Source organism: Mesobacillus campisalis, assembly GCF_000986785.1.
GTDB lineage: Bacteria > Bacillota > Bacilli > Bacillales > Cytobacillaceae > Mesobacillus_B > Mesobacillus_B campisalis.
The window spans coordinates 91,134-113,086 of record NZ_LAYY01000097.1; the positions used below are offsets into that span (position 1 = coordinate 91,134).

The following is a 21,953-nucleotide window of genomic DNA, read 5'->3' on the forward strand; positions in this document are numbered from 1 at the left end:
TGTTAAGAATTATGTCTCAATGGTTGCTGCTTTCCTCGCTTTAAAGAAGCGTACAGTATTCAATACGATTGTTTTTGTAACAGCATAGGTCGGCACCGCCAGCACCATTCCAATAATGCCGGCAAGATTCCCGGCCACCAGCAAAAGGATGATGATTGTTGCCGGGTGGGTATCCAGTGTTTTTCCGAGAATAAGGGGTGAGAGTAAATTACCTTCCAACTGCTGCGCAATAACAATGACGAGCAGGACCAGTGCAGCTTTCGCAGGAGAATCAAAAAGACCTACAATCACAGCTGGAGCCCCGCCGAGGATTGGACCTACATAAGGGATAATATTTGTGATGGAAACAATAAGCGCCAACACAAGGGCATAGCGCAAGTCAATAATCAAAAAACCGATTAAGGACAAAGTCCCGACAAATAAAGCTACCGTAATCTGTCCCTGGATATAGGAAGACAGCGTATGTGCCGTATCCTTTAAAGTTTTCACTGCTTCATCGCGGTAGGAGAAAGGAATGAACCTTGAAATCGCGGCTGGAAATTTGTCTCCATCCTTGAACATAAAAAACAATAAAAATGGAACCGTGACAATGGTGATCGCAATATTGGTGACAAAGCCAAGAATATTGGACATGCTGGTTGTAAGGCGATTGGGCAGTGTATTGACATACTCCGTAATTCTCTGGATCACTTCATCCTGGGTAATATACCCTTGGGTCATCACCCACTGAAAAGACGGGTTGCTTGAAAGGGTATTGAAAAAGCCCTGCAGCTCCCTGGTATACCTTGGCAGATCATCCACCAGCTCCATCACCTGCACGGAAATGGCCGGAATCAAATTCCCCATGGCAAGAATCAAAAGTCCGATAATCGCAACATATAGCACAAGGATGGCTAAAATTCTTGGCAGCCGCCATTTCTGCAGCAAATTAACGACAGGATTCAAAAGAAAATATAAAAAACCCGATATAATGATTGGAAAGAACAGGGTTGAAACGAACACTCCAACCGGTTCAAACAAAAAGGATATTTTACTTGAAACATAAATGATTGTAACAATAATCAATATTTGCAAAGTCCAATAGTGAAATTTTTTCCTGGTCATTTTATCACCTTTTCTAGAGACATATGAGGTTATTATACCAGTATCCGCCAAATATTTCTTCTTCAAGCTTGCAGGAGCATAGAGAAAAAGAGGCTGCCAGTACCCACTGGCAGCCTCTTTTGTGTTAGTCGATGTTTTCGACGGCTTGCTTGACAGTAGCAAATGTCTTAATGGAAGTCAGGTCAATTCCTCCAAGGACAGCGGTTTGTGCCAGCTTCGGCCTGAGGCCAGTGATGATTGTTGTGATTCCCAAAAGCCGCAGGACATTTTCTATCTGAAACAGGTAACGGGCAATATCCAAGTCAATATTATACAAACCGGAAAAATCAGCAATCAGATAGTTGACTTTCTCCTCTGCAATCCTCGGAATTACATTCTCAAGGATATGATGAGCCCGGTAAGAGTCCATGGAGCCTATCAGCGGGAGGACGGCAACGCCTTCCTTGATTGGTACTACAGGGGCCGATAACTCTGCCAATTCCTTTTGGGTCTCCTTCTCAATTTCATCGCTAAGCCGTTCGAAAGCAAACAGCGTTTCATTCAGGCTCAAGTCGAGCAACCAATTAATCCTGCTTAACAGAAACACCGATTCTTCAACAGATAGCTCGTAAACCTGGCTTAAACTTGTGACGATGTTTGAAAAGCTATTTCTTGTAGGAGGATAACGCACCACTATTTCTGATATTCTTCCGCCAGATGCAGCACCCCGTTCGCCATTATCCTTGCTCCATGCCAGCAGCTCTTCAGGGACACCTCCCAACTTATTCATGAGGTCTTTTCCCAAATACCCCATAAATTCTTTATACATTTGAATGGCCTGCTGCTTCTCCCATTCCGGTATCTTTAAATCCATCTGCTGGATCACATCTTCCACAATCTCGACAGCCAACTGGTCGGAATGTTTCATAAAGTGGTCGGCAACAAGGGACATCTTGGTCATTTTCCTTTTACACTCCTAATAGAATCATTATGTGAGCAATAGAACTATAGTATTATTTTACTGGCATTCGTATGTTTGTACAAATATTAATGGAGAGGAGTTTTTCATGTACAAGTTATATTGCAGAACGTCTCAATTGATGTTCAGAGTAGTGGCTCCTATTCTTCCATGGAGGAAGCCTGAACTATTGGAAGGAGTTGGTAGTCTAAGCCGCCTGCCAAAGCTGATAGCCGATAAGGACATTCATCGTGTTCTGATAGTTACTGACCAAGGCATCACCTCCACGGGACTTATGGATTCCTTGCTTGCAGGCTTGCAAACCGCTGGGGTGGACTGCATTGTTTACGATAAAACCATCCCTAATCCAACTATCGAAAACATCGAAGAAGCCCTCCAGCTTTATCACCAAAGCAGATGCCAGGGTATCATCGCCTTTGGAGGCGGCTCGCCGCTTGATTGCGCAAAAGGATTAGGTGCAAGAGTTGCAAGGCCGGATAAAAGCATTCCCCAAATGAAGGGACAATTGAAGGTACGAAAAAAGCTTCCTCCATTATTTGCCGTTCCTACCACAGCCGGAACTGGAAGCGAAGCTACCGTTGCAGCAGTCATTTCCAACAGTGAAACACAGGAGAAATATGCAATCAATGATTTTTCACTCATCCCCCATCATGCGGTCCTGGACCCTCTGCTAACTTTAAACTTGCCGCCTGCGATTACTGCCGCAACCGGAATGGATGCCTTAACGCATGCCATTGAATCCTATATTGGGAAAAGCTCCACCGCCGAAACAAGGGATTGCTCTAGAAAAGCTGTGAAGCTCGTATTTGAAAATCTCCCCGAAGCCTATCAAAATGGGCAAAATATCTCTGCCAGGGACAATATGCAAAAAGCTGCCTATCTTGCCGGGGTTGCGTTCACCCGCGCTTATGTTGGCTATGTACATGCCATTGCCCATACGCTAGGCGGATTTTATTCCTTTCCCCATGGCCAGGCAAATGCGATCATCCTCCCCTATGTACTTGAATATTATGGGGATCGCATCCATAAGGAACTTGCGGAACTGGCCGAGGCGGCAGGTATAGCCTCTGAAGGACTTTCCATTAAGGAAAATGCCTTCCGTTTCATTGAGGAAATCAAGAAGCTTAATAAAACCCTCTCTATTCCTGACAAAATACCATGCATCGCCGATTGCGATATCCCAACCATGGTAGAAAGGGCTTTCCAAGAGGCGAATCCTTTATATCCTGTTCCAAAGATTCTCGACAAAAACGATTTGTTTCAGCTATATCATTTAATCAAAGCATAAGTCTTCGGCATTTGCGCTTCTTCCTAAAAACGACTACATTAAAAAGGAGGTGGTTTATGTGGACAATTATCGTCTTTTCATCCAAAAACAACAGACATTTTTCCGGACAGAGAAAACAAAGGATGTTTCTTTCCGGATCGAAGCTCTCCAGAAGCTGCGAAAAGCCATCCAGGAAAATGAGCAGCTTCTCATAGACGCCTTAAGGGCAGACTTAAATAAATCGGAGTTCGATGCTTATACAACAGAGATTGGAATCGTTCTCGAAGAAATAAGTTTTACCCTCAAGCATATCGATACCTGGGTGAAACCCAAAAGGGAAAAGACCCCTGTCTCCCATCTGGGCTCAACCAGCTTTGTTTACCCGGAGCCTTATGGAACAGTTTTGATCATTGCTCCATGGAACTATCCATTCCAGTTGGCGGCAGCTCCATTGATTGGCGCCATTGCCGCGGGAAATTGCGCGGTCATTAAACCATCTGAACTGACCCCCACGACCTCGGAAGCGTTCGCCAGGCTTATTAGTGAAATCTTCCCTGAGGACTACATCGCTGTAGTCCAAGGCGGGATAGAGACTAGCCAGGCTTTGCTTGAAGAGAAATTCGATTATATCTTTTTCACCGGCAGCGTCCCGATTGGAAGAATCATCATGGAAGCGGCAGCCAAAAACCTGACTCCAGTTACACTGGAGCTCGGGGGGAAAAGCCCATGCATTGTCCATGGGGACGCCAACCTAAAGCTTGCCGCCAAACGGATTGCCTGGGGGAAATATATAAATGCAGGCCAAACTTGCGTGGCACCCGATTACCTGTATCTTCAAAAAGACATAAAGAACGAGTTTTTGGCTTTTTTTAAGGAAGCAATAACTGAATTGTATAGTAATGCACCGCTCCAGAACCCGGATTTTACCCGGATTGTCACCGAGAAGCACTTTGACCGCCTCAGTACATTCCTTGATAACGGCACACTCTGCACAGGCGGCAAAACAAACCGTGAAAAACTTCTGATTGAGCCGACTGTTTTGACCGATATCACCTGGAGTGACCCTGTCATGCAGGATGAAATTTTCGGACCGATTCTTCCCGTACTTGAGTATCAGACTCTCGATGAGGCCATTGAAGGCATCGACAATCACCCCAAGCCGCTTGCACTTTACATCTTTAGCGAAAGCGAGCCTATACAGAAGAAAATAGTCCAGAGCGTCTCATTCGGCGGCGGCTGCATCAATGATACCGTCTACCATCTCGGCTCCCCGTACCTTCCGTTTGGCGGAGTTGGAAATAGCGGAATGGGCGCTTATCATGGGAAAGGCAGCTTTGATACATTTTCACACAAGAAAAGCATCCTGAAGCAAACAACCCTGTTCGACATTCCATACCGCTATCCGAATGTAAAAGGTGGATTGAGAAAGATCAGGAGGTTTTTGAAATAATAAAACAAGACCATTGTCAGGTCTCCACCAAAACACAAAAAGAGCGGGTATCCTTGGATACAGCGCTCTTTTTGTTTTATGATGATTCCGACTGGGAATCAAGGGTTATAAACAGCAAAGTATGAAATATTTCTTAGTTAGGTGGTTTATAGGTATGGGCACTGAAAATCAAAAAAAAGAACGAGAGAAAAATCAACTGGAGTTTGCTCAGCAGCATTTGGCCAATGAACGCACGTATTTAGCTTGGGTACGGACCGCGATAAACGTCACAGGGATTGGCTTTGTAATCGTTTCTTTCCATTTAACCATTGGGCAAAGCCATAGGGTAGTTGACTTTCTGGCTGTGCTGCTTACTATCGTATCCGGTGTGGCTGGTTTTGGTGTCATTATAAATGCAGCTGTCCAATATTTGAGAAAACGAAAACAAATTCAGGCGCAACGCTTTCATTCTTCCCATATGTCCATCATAGCGGCGTCACTGGCTTTACTTTTCGTAGTTCTCGTTGCTATTGTCTATATTTTAATCCAATTTATGCATGTTGAGGAGAGCATCCAGTGAGAAGGATTGTTTAGTAGAAGGCAGACCTTGGGTAGCATATTTACATAGCAGAAAAAAGAAAGGTTGATAGAAATGAAAGAAAAAAAAGACAAGCAAGCTTCATCTGCCGGATTACATCCAGAAAAACCTTCTTTATTTCAAAAAGTCCCGGATGGCTTTCGCGTTGTGACGGTCGGATCAGGCAGTCCTAAAACGGAAGTCGGCCGCAATGCACCAAGCACGCTTGTACAGTTTAAAGACAAGTATTTCTTGGTGGACTGCGGAGCCGGTGCAACCAGTACCCTAAGGAACATCGGTCTTCCTGTCAGAAACATTACTAATATGCTGTTTACCCATCAACATGTTGACCACAACGGAGATTTCTGGACTTTCTTCATCGATGGGTGGCAAGGATCCATCGGTAGAAAATCCCTTAATCTAACCGGCCCAGGGGTCCAGAAACTGTATGATACGACCGTTGACTTTTTCAAAGATGACCTGTCGTACCGTGCCCGTTTAGGCACTCCGAAAGACGGGGCGCTTACAAACGTAAATATCACGGATTTTACGGAAAATCAGCATAGCCTGGAACTTGATGGCGTCCAAATTACGGCAATCCCTGTTCCACATACCGCTCCCACTTATGCATACCGTTTTGATGCAGATGGCCAGAGTGTCGTCGTTTCAGGGGATTTGGTCTATACCGAAGATTTTGCGCCGTTTGCAAAAGGCGTTGACATTCTGGTGATTGACGGGATGATGATCAGTGATTTTTCAACTGTTTCTGAACAAAGTGCTGAAAGTCTGAGGGAAGGCTTAAAAGGATCCCATGCGACTCCCGAAGCACTAGCCAAGATGGCAGCCGATGCAGGAGCCAAGAAAGTCGTTTTGACTCATCTAGGACTGGGGAAAGAAGATAAGGACATCGTCAATAAATCATTTTCCGACGTTAATTTCCAAGGAGAGATTATCGTAGCTGAAGATGGTCTAGCGATTACTCCTTGAATATGAACCTGAAATAAAATGGGGATGCCCCTAAAGGTCATGAAAAATGACCTTTAGGGGCATCCCGCTCTTTGAGAAAGTGGTTCTAATTTTTTTATTATGAACCAGCTTGGTTAATGAAGGCTACAATACCCCTGATAAATAATAAAAAGATCGCCCAACCCTCCTAGGCCTTCCTGGCCAAGTGGGTGGCAATTTTTTTAAATGTTCTGGCAGGCCGCCGTAAGTTGTCTTGACATAAAAAATACCGCCCAGCGTTGATTTCTCGCACTCTGGACGGCGTTTGATGATTCCGACTGGGATCGAACCAGCGACCTCTACCCTGTCAAAGAGAAGTCATAAAAAAATAGGGTTCAATTAAAATTAAATGTGTTAAATAAGTCTTGATAAATCAACGTTTTCAAGTATGGTTCCTTAATCTGGTTTAATTAAGCACAAATACAAAAATTAAGTCTGTGCAATTTTTGTGCAAGTGTGAAGTTAATAAAAAGTAAGTATGTGGTCAATCTTACTTTTGTTCCAAATATTACACCTCTAGCACACTTTGAGCGAGAGGTGCCCATAATAACGCATTGTTGTTTCAACGACTTCATGTCCAAACCTGTACTGGAGGGCTTTTGGAGGGACAACAGCCTCAATCAACATGCAGTGCTGGAGTGAGTACACCTCAGGTCATGTCAGGTATTATTGCGACGATTGCTTTATTGATCAGGTTGTAAAACTGCCAAACCTTGTCTTAAACCTCTCTAGTTTTCTCTCCGTATCCTTAATTTTCAATTAAATAGCAGGAACACTTTCTTCTGCTCAAAGTCGATGTTGAACCTAGGAAAAGGCGGCACATCTGCTTCACGAAAACTCGTCACTATCGTAAAGTCATACCTTCCGTCTTTTCCACCTCGCTCGTCTAACTCTAGGAAACCACTCATTTCATAATGGTTCCATGGATGAGGAAGTGCGAGTAATCCGTCGGCTTTTTCTTCATTTCATTCAGTTGCACTTTTCAACAGGTCTCCATTTTTAATCGCCGAGCGAAACAGCGAGAATAAAAATTAATGGATAATCCAGATGGTCTCATCCTGATTTTCCTCTTTGTTCAGTTGCTTTTAATTTTTCTTTACATCTTGGGTTGTAATCGCAGCTAGCGGCTCCTCTTTAATACACGAAATCAACTGATTTCCAGATATACATTCTGGTATTGAACTATTGGCCGGACTTTCAATAATATTCGACCACTAACCAGTTTGTTTCATACTCACAAAAAAAAACGTGACCCTTTTCCTGTTTGGCCGGTAGGGTTCTCCCATGTACAATGTAATCCTAGCAGCAAACTCATCTGCCTCTTTCGGTAACGTTATGTTTTGGTTTCTAGTTCTCTTTCTCAGTGTAAGAATCGGTGTCCCTCGTAACAAACAATCCTTCGTTTTTTTCTTTGCCCTCTGTTTTTAAATTTAGCAATTTTTATTACCTCCATTACTCGGTAGCTTGTGGTCCTAAACAGGGCAAACACACGCTAATCGATTTATAGTGAAAATACAATAAGAACCATTGTCAACCGAAGACTAAAAAACCCTTTAATCGAATAAAAAAGAAAAAAAGGATTGTGTTTACAATCCTTCTGCCAGTTTCCTAAACATAATGTATTATTAAATTCATTAATTGTTTTTTTCTTTGTACCTTTAATGTTTATTTTGCTTAAAATATTTCGAGGAGCGCAAGCCTGTCAAGGTATTGAATCGTCGTATCCATTGAATTGTGTCGTAATAGATAATGAATTGTAATTGGGTCCGCTCCCCCTTGAACTAACAGGTTTGTAAAAATGGGGCGAAAATCCCCAAAGCTTATTCGCGGTACGTTGGCTTTCATCGTGAGCCTATTTAAATTCATTTGAACCCTTCCTGGTTTTTGATACTCCCCGTCCTGATTTGGAAAAACCAGATTCAGTCCCGCCCCCAACTGGTCACTATGATCCCTTTCTTCGCCCTTAAGCTGGCCTCTGTGTACCCGCAACTTTTCCATTAACGTTTCAGAAATTGGCAACACGTGGGAAACACTTCTAAGGTGCATTACTTTACCTTCTCCCCCATTGTAAAGCGTCAACTGCTTAGATATTGTGACTTTTTTCTTGTCAGTATCGACATCATTCCAGGTTAGCGCTAACAGCTCCTGAAGTCGAATACCCGTTGAAAGGGCAAAATAATAAAGCAGATCACTCCTCTCCTCTTCAGCCGTTTTTAAAAAGCTATTTATCTCTTCCATATTCCATTTTGGTTTATTTACACTTTGTCCCTTTAAGAAACAGATATGATCCATAAGACTTTCTACCAGTAGCCCATTCTTTCCTGCCAGGTGGAATATACTGCCTAACACTCGCTTAATATATTATTAGGCCTTCTATTTTCAATATTATAAATCAGTTCTAATCTTAAAGCTTCCTCTCCTGCTAATTCTTTTTTTATGATATTTTTCTCTAATTTTTGTTCTAGGAATTTGAAAAGTTGTTTGCTTCACAACAAATAAATACTTAAATAATGCAGACATAATAATTTCACCTCTAAGGAAGATTTCATAGGCTTTCACCAGTGTATATATAATGATATGTACCTTCCTAAGTAATGGCGAATAAAAGCGATAATTTGGCCTACTTACCTAATAGAAACGACTATCTTGTTCAACATTCGCACCCGTTACAATAAGATTTAGTCACTAAATTCCTTAAAAAGAGTTTCCAATTCATTCACATCGTACATATCTTAATCACTATTAAATTTTTCAATATATACTGTACCGTCTTCCAAAAACCCAATTTCCCACCGTTGCCCTGGAACAGCTATCTCTATCATAATAGCTTCATTTCTAACTTTATTTAGCTTATTATAAACACTATTTTTCTCTAACTTATTTAGTAAGGTGATAAATTCTTTTAATTCCACAAAGACACCCTTGTTTTTCATTCTATTATCATAGATCTTCATGTTGGATAATTACCCTTGTTAGCACAAGACATTAGCGATATCTAAACTAAACCAAACAAACCATCTCTTTTCTTTACTTTTTGATAAAAAAATTAGAGTCCCATTCAATGGAACTCTAATTAGAGGGATACTATTATAATTTAATTATTAAGATAGCATCTTATTGTATATTAGTTATCAATTACGGCAACTAGGCGTCCAGTTACTTTATTATCAGCTAATTGCTGAAGACCTTCAGAGATTTCATCAAATTTAATTTGATGTAATAGTGGTTTTACATCACCATTTCCAATTAACTCTAACACTGCCTTAAGATCATCAGTAGTTCCACCAATTGAACTAGCCATAGTCAATGACTTTGTAACAAATTTAAATATATTAATTTTCCCTTCAGATCCACCAAGTCCAATTAGCACAACACGTCCATTTGGTCTAACAGCTTCAATCGATCCTGAAAGAGTTGTTTCATATCCTACAAAATCAACTACTACATCTATCTCTTCATCAGCAAGTTCTCTTACATCTTTAACACAATTTTTTACGCCCATTTGTTCAGCTGCTTTACGAGATTCTTCTTTTATATCAACACCATATACAGTAGCTCCAAGTCCTAAGGCAATTTGAGCACCATACAAACCAAGTCCACCCAAACCAACAATAGCTACTTTATCTCCCTCTTTAACTTGCCCAGTAACTGATAAAGCGTGATAAGATGTCATACCACCATCTGTAGCAGAAGCTGCGCTAATAAAATCTACATTATCAGGTATTTTTACAACAAATTTACTTGGTGATACTGTAAATTCGGCATACCCACCATCTGTAGCTGAACCAGGTGCATCAGCTCCTGCCCTTACCGCTACTCTATCTCCAACTTCGAAGTCTGTAACACCTTCGCCAAGTTCAGTAATTACTCCTGCAATTTCATGACCAAGAATCATTGGAATTTTACCAAGGGACGGAGTAGTAACACCTTCTATAACTCCTACGTCACTATGACAAAGCCCACTAGCTTTCACTTTAATCTTAACCTCATCTTTGCCAGGAGTTGGTTCCGGTGCTTCAATCAACTCTAATGGTTTATTAACTTCTGTGAATTGCCAAGCTTTCATGTTAAATCTCCTCCTAATTTTTAAAAGAAATGTAATCGTTTTTATTATTAATACACTTAAATTATATTGATAGTAGATACGCTATTCAAAGCATATTTAAGCATAATTTAACACTTCATATCAGAAAGCTAAGAAAAGTTAGTATAATGAACAAAGGAGGGATACAATGTTAAAAAAGTATAAGTATTTGGATAATAGAGTTATTAAAACAAAAAGACTATTAAAAAATTCATTTTTACAATTACTGCAAGAAGAAAAGTTTGAGGACATTTCAATCACTAGCATTGTAGAAAGAGCAAGAATTAGTCGTGTCACTTTTTATAATCATTATGATAATAAAGAAAACTTATTAAATGAAATAATAGATGATGTAATAACTGATTTTGTAAATGCTTATCGGGAACCTTATCAAACATTAAAAAATTTTAGTATAAAAGATGTAAAAACAACTTCATTACTTGTGTTTGACCATGTTTATCGCAATGCAACTTTTTATAAAGCAATTGTACGCTCTCACCTTTTAACTTTTTTTTCAAGTCAATTGACACTAGCTATAAAAAAATTAGGGAAAACGGATTTTAGAGTATCGGATTCTAAAATAAATCATGACTTATTTACTACCTATCTAGCATATGCCATTCCAGGATTAATCATTGAATGGGTAAAAGATGGCATGAAATATTCTCCAATTTATATGTCAGAGCAACCAATGAGTATTATGATTATGTCACCGGAGCGAATAAAAAAACTGCCATGAGATAATTATAAAATCCCAAACTACAAGAAAGGTTATTTCGTAGTTTGGGATTTCCGTAAAACTTGTTAAACTAAACTGCCCCTTTACTTGAATAAGAAATAGCGATTCCTCATTGTTGAAGAATCGCAACCTTTACTTTAAGTACATTTCTTTACAAGACTAATAAAAATTTCAGAGACTGCAATAACTGCAGTCGCCTCATAAGACATAGTTTCTTTTTCAAAACCTACCTTTTTTTAATCGATTTCTAACCTGAATAAGCGTGTTTACACTAGGTAAGAAAAGAGACATGGCTAACTTTCGAATAAAATTATTTGAAAACCTCTTTTGCCAAAGGAGTGGCCGCCTCGCTTCATCGACAAAGCCCGGTGCGTAATCAAGCATTAATGATTGATATTTAGAAAAAGCAGTGGATGGATTTTTCTCTTGTTCTAGGTGTTCCGCTAAATTGACAGCATCAATTATGGCCGTACTGGCACCTAGACCACCAGTCGGAGGCATTGGGTGAATAGCATCGCCAATGAGTGTTATTCTATCGTTATACCAAGGCTCCAAACTGTTAGGAAACCAGAAGTGAAATTGTGAGGTAGAATCCTTTAAAGAGCCACCCACTATTTGACCAAAACCTTGGTCCCAACCATTAATTAACCTAGACGCCTCATCCATCAACCTGCTAGAGTTCAATTTTTTTAGGTTTGAATGGAACGCATTATCCGATGCAGCAACAGACCAGATAATATAGGGATCTTCCTTTACAGTTATAGACTTTATTAATGGATCAGATTCAAGATTTTTAATGGTTAAAGGGTCATGTACTGAGATAAACATACTTACACCATCTGGTCCAAGGGCAAAAGCCGGTCCTTGCAGCAAATCATTAAAGATTGTTGTTCGTAGATAATCTGTCAATAATGTCTTTCCTGCGATTGCCGATACTCCGGCCGATTTTGCTCCCTTCCTTCCTAGCAACTGACTTGCTACCTTAGAGTGAACACCATCTGCACCAACTAAGAAGTCAACTTTCTCACTTTGACCATTTGAAAATGGATGATTACACCCGAATCCACCTCTTCATAATGAGAGAATTCAATTCCCCACCGTAAAACCGTTTCCAATCCTTCAGCTAATATCTTCCTCAACGGTTTCCTACCAATCATAAGTAGATCTTCATCTTCTGCTGTTGCCAGGAACTTTAATTTCGTTTTCCCCTTATGGTCAATAATAGAAAAATGCTGGGATGTTTCTCGACCTGTTCCACTCGAGCGTAGAGCGTGGTAAAAGTGACTTGGCAGGACTTTACGAATGGAATTAAGGGCTTGTTCACTGATGTGTAATCTATATCCTCCGGTGTTTAAAGGTGATGAATCACAATCATAAACGGTAACCTTTATGTTCTTACCATAAAGTGCCTGAGCTAATGTTAACCCACCAATTCCTGCACCAATAATTCCAATATGCAAAGACATCTCTCCCTTTTAGAATAGTAACAGGGTTTATATTTACTTATATGTATAGTAACAAATAAAATGTTGATTCCTACATTACTTTTGATTCAGAAGACATACCCTTGGTTAACAAATCCAAGTTTCGCATAAAAAGAAACTATACGCAAAAAGGCTTAGAGTTATTTTAACCCTAGCCCTTTTTGTATTATTTCATTGAACTAACGCACCCGATAGTTTAAGTACATTTTTTCACAAACTTATAACAGGGATGCTGCCCCGTTACTTCAATAAGAATTGCCATACTTCCCTCTTAAAGTATGGCAGAGTTAGTTGAAGTAGAATAAAGAGCTTATTCAATAATCGCGTCCGATTGTTTAGTAACGCTTACTAAGATAAACGGAAATTGTGAAAAAATACATGGTCAATAATCATCCTTTAAAATGATTTATTTCCGTCACTATAAAAGGTAAGGCAATTTTAATATATTGTCCTACTGATAACGAACTATTATGTTTCCAATCCACTGAGGCTCCGTATATTCCCCAACTTAACACAGCGGCACCAATTTTTAAGGCTTCCGAATCTAGCTTAGACTGTTGTTTTAAAAGGAGAGAATATAATACTTTTTCCAATTCTTTTTTTACTTTTGGTTCAATTATTGAACTCAAAGATGCATAACTCCTTCTACATTGTGTGTTTAATTGTGTAGTTAAGTTTGTATGAAACTGAGTTAATGTAACAAAGATTTTTACAATAGACTCTTCATTTAACTCATTATAATGGCTCAAGTTATCCACAATGTTCTCTAATATATCTTCTGTAATGGCAGCATCCATTAAGTCGTATTTATCTTGAAAATGAGAATAAAAAGTAGCACGATTAACGGTTGCTTCATCTGTAATGTCCTTTATCGTAATATCCTTGAAATCTTTTTTAATAGTTAGCTTTAAAAAGGCATCCATTAATAGTCTTCTTGTTCGAGTAATACGAGGATCTACTTTCGTATCTTGCATATTTATACCCCTCTTTCTAGACATAAACAACATTTTTCTTTATTTGTTGCTTAAGCAATAAAACGCCAAAACTGATGATTGAGAATAAATGAAGTCTATTTTAGAATCAAGTATACAACATCCGTTGTTTAAACAAAAGGTGTTAGGTGTTAGATTCTACATTTTTAATATTTGACAACTGGATGGATAGGTCAAGCTCTTCAAAAATAAGAAAAATATCATCGTACGATTTTTTTCTTATTGATGGAATGCTAATAAAGAGAGAACTTCTAACTTTTTTTTTCACCTATCATTTGTATATACAAATAAGAAGCGAGTTTATTTATTGAGGTATTGGATCCCTTTGTGAAGAAGCCTAAAGGTATGTTAAAGAAGGTTGAAGATACAATTTTTCTTCATATTATAAGAGGTGTCAATTGGCTTGGCATTGACTCGGTAGAATGTCCAATGGAAAAGCGTTTAAAAGTTTGGAATCGTCTGGGGGATGATTCGAAACCAACAAAGTTAAATGAAGACATGGTAAATGAAGTCTCATTAAAAGAACTACCGGGAGTATTAGCTGATATTTTAGAAGGAAAAGTTCGTGGCAGAACAATTGTTAAACTATAAAAAACCGGTCTTCTTATCATCAGCAGGTAGTTTATAACAAAAAGTATGATTTAAAATAAGGTCGTACCTTCTTCCCCCTTTGTATATTTTCATTCAAATGGGGTTTTGTATCTTAAATATATAGGGTGAAAGAAAATTCTATTTTTATAAATACCTTTTTAAACAAGCTTCAATGGAATGAAAGGAGAAGTTAAACATGAATAAATTTGAAAAACATAGTGGATATTCAAGAACATTCCGAGAAAATAAACTTACTTTAGGTTTGGCTTTTCCAATTGAAGCCTATCAGGGCAATGTTCCAAAAATGGATTTGGAACAGCAGATAAAGCTGGCTAAAGTCGCCGAAAAGGGTAATTTTGCTTCCTTGTTTGTGCGGGACATTCCATTAAATGATCCTTTATTCGGGGATGCAGGACAAATGTATGATCCTTGGGTATTCCTTAGTCATATCGCAGCGCATACAAAGGAGATTGCCTTAGGAACAGCAAGTGCGATAACATCATTCCAACATCCGTTAAACCTTGCTAAAACAGCAGCCTCCCTGGATAAAATTTCGGGGGAAAGGCTTTTATTTGGCCTTGCAACGGGAGATCGTCCGATTGAATTTAGCGCTTTTGGTGTTAACCGGGAAAAAAGAGCTGAAATTTTTCAGGAAGCTTTATACGTGATGAGGGAAGCCTGGGGAAAGTCATTTCCGGTGCTTCATGCAGATAGAGTAAATTTAACAGGAGTAACAGATATTCTACCCAAGCCGGTTTTAGGGGATATCCCAATATTTGTAACAGGTTTTTCTGGGCAATCGCTAGGGTGGATTGCGGAAAACGGCGATGGATGGTTAGGATATCCGCGTAACCCGGCCGAACAAAAAAGAATCATTAATGATTACCGTTCATTAACAGATGGATTTAAACCATTTACCCAGGGTCTTGTTATCGATTTATCCACGGATCCGGGTGAAGGGCCAACGCCTATGCATTTAGGGTTCCGAAGTGGCCATAAATTTCTGAATGAATTTTTAAACGCATTACAAGAAGCCGGCGTGAACCATGTGATGATAGGCCTCAAAAATGCCCGGCGTCCTGCTGATGAGATCATACAAGAATTGGCGGAAGAAGTCGTTCCTTATTTTCCGGCATTTTAACAAGTGAATACAAATACGCAAAAGATAAAGAGTGGGTCGCCGAGCACCCAGGTGTGATAAAGATGGAGGTTTGTCAACTTCTTCATCCAATTATAACTGTCACCAATACTGGGAATGAAATCAATTATGAGTAAGAAGGTGAAAAGATGATTCAAAGTTTAGGTCGTATTAATGAACTGGCAAGAAAACAACGTGAAAAAGGATTAACCAGTGCTGAAAAAGTAGAGCAGCAAGCGTTACGGGAAGATTACCTTCGTGAAATTCGCGGGCAAGTGCTCAACACCGTTTCAGGGATAACTGTCCTCGATCCACTTGGAAATGATGTGACCCCTGAAAAAGTCCGCAACTTGAAAACAATAGAATAAGTTCATATATAAAAGAAATAGGTGAATAGAGTGAAAGATTATTTAGTAAAAGCAATTGCTCATGATAAACAAGTGCGTGTATATGCTGCTATAACAACTAAAACAATAGAAGAAGCAAGACGCCGCCATGATATGCTGCCGATTGCATCTGTGGTAATAGGGCGTTCTATGACAGCAGGAGTCATACTTGGTGCCATGCTAAAAGGCGAAGAGAAACTAACCATAAAAATAAATGGTGGTGGTTCAATTGGTACCATCCTAGTTGATGCAGATGCCAATGGTGGAGTGAGAGGGTATGTTTCAAATCCCCATGCACATCCAGGGCAGAATCAGCAGGAATTACTTGATATTAAATCAGCAGTGGGCACAAAGGGAACCCTTTCCGTTACTAAAGATATTGGCTTAACTCACCCGTTCATTGGCCAGGTTCCCATTGCATCAGGGGAAATCGGTGAGGATTTTGCCTCTTATCTACTGCATTCAGAACAAGTTCCCTCCGCTGTGGGTGTAAGTGTACTAATAAACCCGGACTTTACGATTCAAGCTGCTGGTGGTTTTATTATTCAGCTGATGCCGAACACAGGAGAAGAGACCATTCGTTTCATTGAAAAACGTTTACAAACAATGCCTTCCATTTCTTCAATGATTGGGCAGGGTATAACACCAGAACAAATAATTAATCAATTACTTGGTGAAGAAAATATCAGCATACTTGAAACGATGCCAGTTCAATTCCGGTGTGAATGCTCTAGAGATAGAATCTCGAACGCTATTTTAAGTCTAGGAAGCGTAGAAATTCAAGATATGATGGATACGGATGGACAGGCTGAAGCAAAATGCCACTTTTGTAATGAGGGCTACTATTTTAGTAAAGAGGATTTAGAAAACTTATTAAAATTGAGTATAAAGGAAGTGTAATTCATATAAAATTCTTCCACCTTACTAGCAGCAAAATAATAAAAAACAGGAGGGAAACAGATGAACAAAGCGCCAAAAGACACACGTGTCGTAGTAGGAATGTCAGGTGGAGTTGATTCTTCCGTTACAGCGCTACTTCTAAAAGAGCAAGGCTATGACGTCATTGGAATCTTCATGAAGAATTGGGACGATACAGACGAGTTTGGTGTATGTACGGCCACAGAAGACTACGACGATGTGATCCGTGTCTCCAATCAACTAGGAATTCCCTATTATGCGGTAAATTTTGAAAAGGAATATTGGGACAAGGTATTCACCTACTTTTTGGATGAATATAAAGCAGGAAGAACGCCGAACCCTGATGTGGTATGCAATAAGGAAATCAAGTTCAAGGCATTTTTAGATCATGCCATGAGTCTTGGTGCCGATTATGTGGCTACTGGACATTACGCACGAGTGGTCAGGGGAAACGGGAAAGTTCGCCTGTTAAGAGGGAAAGATGAAAATAAGGATCAAACGTATTTCCTTAATCAATTAACAGAGGAACAATTAAGTAAGGTGTTGTTTCCGCTAGGAGATATGGAAAAATCAAAAGTAAGGGAATTAGCAGCAGAAGCCAATTTAGTAACAGCATTTAAAAAAGACAGCACAGGCATTTGCTTTATTGGTGAACGAAATTTCAAAGAGTTCTTAAGTGGTTATTTGCCTGCTCAAAAGGGGAATATGGAGACATTCGACGGCAAAGTTGTCGGACACCATGATGGCTTAATGTACTATACAATCGGGCAGAGGCATGGTTTGGGGATAGGAGGAAATGGCGATCCTTGGTTTGTTGTTGGAAAGGATATTGAAAGGAATGTACTATATGTTGGGCAAGGCTTCCACCATGAAATGCTATATTCAAGCAGCATCATTGCTGATAATGTAAACTGGATTTCAAAGGGAACTATACATGATACATTTGAATGTACCGCAAAATTTCGCTACCGCCAACCAGACAATAAAGTTACGGTAGAACTGTTGGATGATTCCAAAGTTAAAGTCACTTTCCATGAGCCGATTCGTGCCATAACGCCTGGACAAGCAGTTGTCTTCTATCAAGGAGAAGAATGCCTAGGTGGAGGAACAATTAACCAAGTGTATCGTGACGACAAACAATTAGTGTATGTAGGATAGGAAGAAGCAAGTTAGCCGGTTTTAAAATTAGAAACCGGCTTTTAAAGAAGTCTATTAATGGATATTTATACCCCTCTTACTAGACAAAAACAACATTTTTCCTTATTTGTTGTTTAAGCAATAAAACGCCAAAACTGATGGTTGAGAATAAATGAATTCTATTTTAGAATCAAATATACAACATCTGTTGTTTAAGCAAAAGATGTTAGATTCTACATTTTTAATATTTGACAACTGGATGAATAGGTCAAGCTCTTCAAAAATAAGGGAAAGATAATCATACTATTTTTTCTTATCGATGGAATGCTAATAAAGGCTAGCTTACCTAAAAACAACTAAGAAGGAGTGTTTGAATATGACACAAAAAGTAGTAAAAAGACAAGAAATTCTTGAGGCGTTTAATTTTAGACGTGCTATAAAAGCCTTTGATCCAACAAAAAAAATCACAGACGAAGACTTTAATGTAATCTTAGAAGCAGCCCGTCTTTCACCAAGCTCAGTTGGCATGGAACCTTGGAAATTCCTCGTTGTCCAAAATCAAGAATTCAGAGAAAAGCTAAAAGAAATTTCTCCAGGCGCACAAGGTCATCTGCCAACTGCGAGCCATTTCGTTATCATTCTTTCAAGAACAATCAAGGATACAAGGTACGACTCAGAATATGTAAAAAATCAAGTGCTTAATGTTTTGGGTGTTCCAGATGAAATATCTGATCAAATGATAGAGAGTATAGGAAATTTCCAAGTAAACCAACAAAATGTGTTAGAAAGTGAGCAAAAAGCGTTGGATTGGGCTAAAAGACAAACCTATCTTCCCTTTGCCAATATGATGACTGTAGCAGCGTTACTTGGAATTGACTCTTGTCCAATAGAAGGGTTTTATATCGATAAGGTAGAAAAACTCCTTGCGGAAGAAAACTTACTGGAGGATGGTCATTTAGCTGTATCGGCTATGGTTGCATTTGGATACCGAGCAGCAAATGAGCCTAAATTCCCTAGAGGAAGAAAAGACATGAAGGAAATTGTACAGTGGATTAATTAATGATTTCGGACAAGTCGGAAGAGAGTTCTTTTTTAAAATAACAGATGCTATTTTTTTATGAACATTAATACTGTTGTATAACTTGAAGATTCTTGTCTGTTTTTGTATAAACTTTATTGTCCTTAGACATTCATTGGAGAACTGTAGAAACTAATCTACAGTTCTTTTCGTTCTTTAGCTAAAATGACCCGATTGTTAAACAAAGATAAAACATTGTACTTAAACTAACCAGCCCCTTTACTTCACAATCTTATTTATTAAAATAAATATCAAGTCTTATTCCATTAAATGTCCCGATTGTTGAACACATATAAAACACCACTCTTCAACTAAACTGCCCCGTTTGTTTAATAAGGAATTCAACAAAAAAGTGCCTTAATCCTTCATGAATCAACGCATCCTTTAGTTGATGAACATTCAGGTGCTACCAGTTCCACTTTAATTCTATCTGGGTCTTCAAAATAAACAGCATAATGGTTATCGCCCCCAGCAAAGGGATGTTTATCATGGTAGAGAATTTTAACTTTTCGTTCTGTCAATTTTCTCGTCATTTCATCTACTTGTTGACGTGATGATGTGTGAAATGCAAGATGATTTAGCCCTACTCGACATCTATGATATGGAGGGTCTAAAAACTTATCTTCTGCTTGAACAAAAACGATGTATGTATCACCTAATTTCCAACTATGACCATTTTCCCACTCCTGAAAAGAGGAATAACCTAATTCTTTAAGAAGCCATCCCCAAAACTCATTGGTCTGCTTTAAATTTGAAACGTATATCTCTATATGATGTAGTAATCCCTTTTGCATAGAAATCCCCTTTACAGTTATTCAATTCTTCTTGTGCTAACCTGCCCTGTTTGTTCAATAAGGAATTCAACAAAAAAAGCGTTGACTCCTTCCTGTATCAACGCACAAGTTGCTTCAATAGCAACTCTGAGAGCAGTAGGTCACTAATATTTGACGAATGTGGTAACGCTTCGCTTTGATGCAATAGTGCGTCTAGAAAGCTCTTCTTTCCATTTCTTTGAGTCTAATTGATATTCACCGTACTGGTCTTTGTAAGTTTTTTTAAAGAGATTGATCGTTCTGGCCTCTTCTGGATAATTATGCGATAAGGAATAACCGTGTCGTCCTTCTTCAAATATATATAGTTCTACAACGTCCCCTATATCCATAATTGAATCCAAAAAGGTAATAAATTCGATGTCTTCTCCTCCAAGTTCATAAACATAAGGGAGGGTTAACGGCAAACTTTCCTTATATGCTTCACCATTTAAAAATGGATAACTATTTTCACTTGAGTGATATTCAGGAATAGGTTTTAATGTAGCAATAAAATAATGAGCTGTCATTGAAAAGTCCCTTTCATCAATCGCGTCATTAAAGTAATTCGTCTTTAGGATAACCTTGATAAAGATCAAAGTTCAATTTCCTTTACCCCCACCTCGTTCCTAATGAAGATAACGAAGTGGCTGAAATATTCGATGAAGCAGTCCAATAAGAATGTTAGCTACAGGTGATAAACATAAAAAAGACCACTTCCGAAGAAGCAGTCTTTTATTAAAGAACCCTTGTTCCGAAGGGTGAACTATGCCCTATAAAGTGGACGGTTTAAAAAAGCACCTGTAAGAATTTTATGCAGCTAACAGATGACTCCGGTACTGTGCCGGGGTCATCTTATTTAGAGTCCATTGATAACGCTCGTTATTGTATTCCTCAATGTAACCTCCAATGATTCTTTTAAGCTCATTGAATGTTTGGCACTCCGCATAGTCAACTTCATCCTTAAAATGCCCAAAGAAGGATTCCATTGGAGCATTATCCCAACAATTTCCCTTACGGGACATAGACTGGATAAGCTTCATTTTCTTAACCCTTTTCTGAAATTCAGGGTGCGTGTAATGAAAGCCCTGATCGGAATGGAGGATGGCACCAGGATGGACCATTCCCTTAAAAGATTGACCTAGTTTCTTCAGTGTATGATAAACAATGTCCATCTTAAGATTGGTGGACAGGTGATAAGCGACGATTTCCCTTGTGGATACGTCTTTGACACATGAAAGGTAAGCCGGACGCCCGGATCCGTAGTAAACATAGGTGATGTCTGTAAGGTATACTTTGCCGGGTACATCCTGTCCGAACTCTCTATTGAGTATGTTTGGAAGAGCCTTGTGTTCCTGATTGGCCTTTGCCATTTTCCTATAGGGATTCATCTGCCTGATTTTCGTTACGAGGTTGAATTTCCTCATAATCCGGCGGATCTTCTTATGATTCATTATTACATTTTTATCGTTCTCTAGAATCATCTTAATTACAAGGGTTCCGGCTCTCCCTTTCTTATAATCAAAGATTTCCTTGATTAACTCATAATCCTTCCAATCATTTTCTAGCCTCTCAGCCCTCTTGTGGTCAGCCTTAATCCAGGTGTAATAACCACTTCTACTTACACCAGCCATCTTACATAAGTAGGTAACCATCCGTGGAATCCGATATTTACGAATGATTTGTTCGATAAGCGTGAATTTCTCTGATTTCGTTACTTTCTCTTCTTTGATGCCTGCCTTTCGAGTTCGTCTAACTTTTTTAGGAATTCAAGTTCAGCCTCCAAATACTTAATACGAGCTTCAGCTTTCCTTAGATTGTCTTCAACTGAGACCTCCTCTGAGGTAGGCCTCCCAGTACTTCCTTTTCCTCTTCGTTCTGTAAGGAACCCTTCTTCCCCAAATTGTTTAAAAGTTTTCCTCCACCTCTTCAGGCAGGATCTAGGTTTTTCCGCCCCGATTATTTCGATTTCAAAACCGTTTTCTATAAATATTTGAGAGGGAGCTTTCCCTTCAAGGTTTTCTTTAACGGCCTTAATTTTGAACGCTGGTGTATAAGCAATTGACCTTTCAGAAACATGGTCAACATTCTCATTGTTCTCCAACAGTTTCATTTGATGTTCATTGAATATTATTTTACTCATTTCGTTCCTCCGTCTATATCCCTGATTTGATTATAAACGGGCTAGGTCATTATAGACACAAAAAACCCGAATAACGGGCTTTTTCAAAGCGTCCATTATTCGGGGTATAGTTCA

The 21,953-nt window shown here is 39.2% G+C and carries 22 protein-coding genes; 11 read left to right on the forward strand and 11 right to left on the reverse strand.

All coding sequences use genetic code 11. From position 1 onward, the window contains the following. Positions 1–9: 9 nt before the first annotated feature. Together WQ57_RS23070 and WQ57_RS23075 are read right to left on the reverse strand one after the other, a co-directional pair. Positions 10–1,104, reverse strand: a complete 1,095-nt coding sequence (locus WQ57_RS23070; RefSeq protein WP_046525991.1) for an AI-2E family transporter — start codon at positions 1,102–1,104, stop codon at positions 10–12. Positions 1,105–1,228: 124 nt separating this feature from the next. Beyond that, complete coding sequence (locus WQ57_RS23075; RefSeq protein ID WP_046525992.1) at positions 1,229–2,044, reverse strand: STAS domain-containing protein; 816 nt, start codon at positions 2,042–2,044, stop codon at positions 1,229–1,231. A 106-nt stretch (positions 2,045–2,150) separates the two neighbouring features. Between WQ57_RS23075 and WQ57_RS23080 the strand changes: the two genes are divergently transcribed. The 4 genes from WQ57_RS23080 to WQ57_RS23095 all read left to right on the forward strand — a co-directional run bounded on the left by WQ57_RS23080 (position 2,151) and on the right by WQ57_RS23095 (position 6,322). Then, positions 2,151–3,350, forward strand: a complete 1,200-nt coding sequence (locus WQ57_RS23080; RefSeq protein WP_046525993.1) for an iron-containing alcohol dehydrogenase — start codon at positions 2,151–2,153, stop codon at positions 3,348–3,350. 58 nt (positions 3,351–3,408) lie between these two features. Then, complete coding sequence (locus WQ57_RS23085) at positions 3,409–4,779, forward strand: aldehyde dehydrogenase (protein WP_046525994.1); 1,371 nt, start codon at positions 3,409–3,411, stop codon at positions 4,777–4,779. A gap of 154 nt (positions 4,780–4,933) precedes the next feature. Then, entirely contained in the window at positions 4,934–5,338 is a 405-nt protein-coding gene (locus WQ57_RS23090; RefSeq protein ID WP_046525995.1) for a YidH family protein, read from the forward strand. Between the two features lie 72 nt (positions 5,339–5,410). Further along, positions 5,411–6,322, forward strand: a complete 912-nt coding sequence (locus WQ57_RS23095; protein WP_046525996.1) for an MBL fold metallo-hydrolase — start codon at positions 5,411–5,413, stop codon at positions 6,320–6,322. A gap of 1,692 nt (positions 6,323–8,014) precedes the next feature. On the opposite strand, the gene WQ57_RS23100 is transcribed toward WQ57_RS23095, so the two are convergent. The 3 genes from WQ57_RS23100 to WQ57_RS23110 all read right to left on the reverse strand — a co-directional run bounded on the left by WQ57_RS23100 (position 8,015) and on the right by WQ57_RS23110 (position 10,406). Next, entirely contained in the window at positions 8,015–8,632 is a 618-nt protein-coding gene (locus tag WQ57_RS23100; RefSeq protein ID WP_046525997.1) for a tyrosine-type recombinase/integrase, read from the reverse strand. Between the two features lie 440 nt (positions 8,633–9,072). After that, complete coding sequence (locus tag WQ57_RS23105) at positions 9,073–9,294, reverse strand: hypothetical protein (protein ID WP_241481616.1); 222 nt, start codon at positions 9,292–9,294, stop codon at positions 9,073–9,075. A 170-nt stretch (positions 9,295–9,464) separates the two neighbouring features. Further along, complete coding sequence (locus tag WQ57_RS23110) at positions 9,465–10,406, reverse strand: zinc-binding dehydrogenase (RefSeq protein ID WP_046525998.1); 942 nt, start codon at positions 10,404–10,406, stop codon at positions 9,465–9,467. A 166-nt stretch (positions 10,407–10,572) separates the two neighbouring features. Here WQ57_RS23110 and WQ57_RS23115 point away from each other — a divergent pair, with 166 nt between their 5' ends. After that, positions 10,573–11,163, forward strand: coding sequence for a TetR/AcrR family transcriptional regulator (locus WQ57_RS23115; protein WP_046525999.1), 591 nt, complete (start codon positions 10,573–10,575; stop codon positions 11,161–11,163). A gap of 219 nt (positions 11,164–11,382) precedes the next feature. Here WQ57_RS23115 and WQ57_RS23120 read toward each other — a convergent pair whose 3' ends face one another. From WQ57_RS23120 to WQ57_RS23130, 3 genes are all read right to left on the reverse strand, one after another. After that, positions 11,383–12,072 carry an FAD-dependent monooxygenase gene (locus WQ57_RS23120; RefSeq protein WP_156183207.1) on the reverse strand — a complete coding sequence of 230 codons (690 nt, stop codon included), beginning with the start codon at positions 12,070–12,072 and terminating at the stop codon, positions 11,383–11,385. A 98-nt stretch (positions 12,073–12,170) separates the two neighbouring features. Continuing rightward, complete coding sequence (locus WQ57_RS23125) at positions 12,171–12,623, reverse strand: NAD(P)-binding protein (protein WP_046526001.1); 453 nt, start codon at positions 12,621–12,623, stop codon at positions 12,171–12,173. Between the two features lie 413 nt (positions 12,624–13,036). Next, positions 13,037–13,621, reverse strand: coding sequence for a TetR/AcrR family transcriptional regulator (locus tag WQ57_RS23130; RefSeq protein ID WP_046526002.1), 585 nt, complete (start codon positions 13,619–13,621; stop codon positions 13,037–13,039). A gap of 363 nt (positions 13,622–13,984) precedes the next feature. Here WQ57_RS23130 and WQ57_RS23135 point away from each other — a divergent pair, with 363 nt between their 5' ends. From WQ57_RS23135 to WQ57_RS23160, 6 genes are all read left to right on the forward strand, one after another. Beyond that, positions 13,985–14,230, forward strand: coding sequence for an MDR/zinc-dependent alcohol dehydrogenase-like family protein (locus tag WQ57_RS23135; RefSeq protein ID WP_046526003.1), 246 nt, complete (start codon positions 13,985–13,987; stop codon positions 14,228–14,230). Positions 14,231–14,426: 196 nt separating this feature from the next. After that, positions 14,427–15,371, forward strand: a complete 945-nt coding sequence (locus WQ57_RS23140) for an LLM class oxidoreductase (RefSeq protein WP_046526004.1) — start codon at positions 14,427–14,429, stop codon at positions 15,369–15,371. Positions 15,372–15,517: 146 nt separating this feature from the next. Beyond that, complete coding sequence (locus WQ57_RS23145) at positions 15,518–15,736, forward strand: DUF896 domain-containing protein (RefSeq protein WP_046526005.1); 219 nt, start codon at positions 15,518–15,520, stop codon at positions 15,734–15,736. 30 nt (positions 15,737–15,766) lie between these two features. Beyond that, positions 15,767–16,654 carry an Hsp33 family molecular chaperone HslO gene (gene hslO, locus WQ57_RS23150; protein ID WP_046526006.1) on the forward strand — a complete coding sequence of 296 codons (888 nt, stop codon included), beginning with the start codon at positions 15,767–15,769 and terminating at the stop codon, positions 16,652–16,654. A gap of 60 nt (positions 16,655–16,714) precedes the next feature. Further along, positions 16,715–17,830 carry a tRNA 2-thiouridine(34) synthase MnmA gene (gene mnmA / locus WQ57_RS23155; protein ID WP_046526007.1) on the forward strand — a complete coding sequence of 372 codons (1,116 nt, stop codon included), beginning with the start codon at positions 16,715–16,717 and terminating at the stop codon, positions 17,828–17,830. 355 nt (positions 17,831–18,185) lie between these two features. Further along, on the forward strand, positions 18,186–18,869 hold the full coding sequence (locus WQ57_RS23160) for an NAD(P)H-dependent oxidoreductase (RefSeq protein WP_046526008.1): 684 nt from the start codon (positions 18,186–18,188) through the stop codon (positions 18,867–18,869). 383 nt (positions 18,870–19,252) lie between these two features. Here WQ57_RS23160 and WQ57_RS23165 read toward each other — a convergent pair whose 3' ends face one another. The 3 genes from WQ57_RS23165 to WQ57_RS26385 form a co-directional block, all read right to left on the reverse strand. Then, positions 19,253–19,681, reverse strand: a complete 429-nt coding sequence (locus WQ57_RS23165) for a VOC family protein (protein ID WP_046526009.1) — start codon at positions 19,679–19,681, stop codon at positions 19,253–19,255. A gap of 143 nt (positions 19,682–19,824) precedes the next feature. Further along, entirely contained in the window at positions 19,825–20,226 is a 402-nt protein-coding gene (locus WQ57_RS23170) for a hypothetical protein (protein ID WP_156183211.1), read from the reverse strand. Positions 20,227–20,508: 282 nt separating this feature from the next. Then, a protein-coding gene (locus WQ57_RS26385) for an IS3 family transposase (protein ID WP_156183196.1) occupies positions 20,509–21,839 on the reverse strand; the annotation gives its coding sequence in 2 pieces (ribosomal slippage) (positions 20,509–21,452 and positions 21,452–21,839; 1,332 coding nt in all). Between the last annotated feature and the right edge of the window lie 114 nt (positions 21,840–21,953).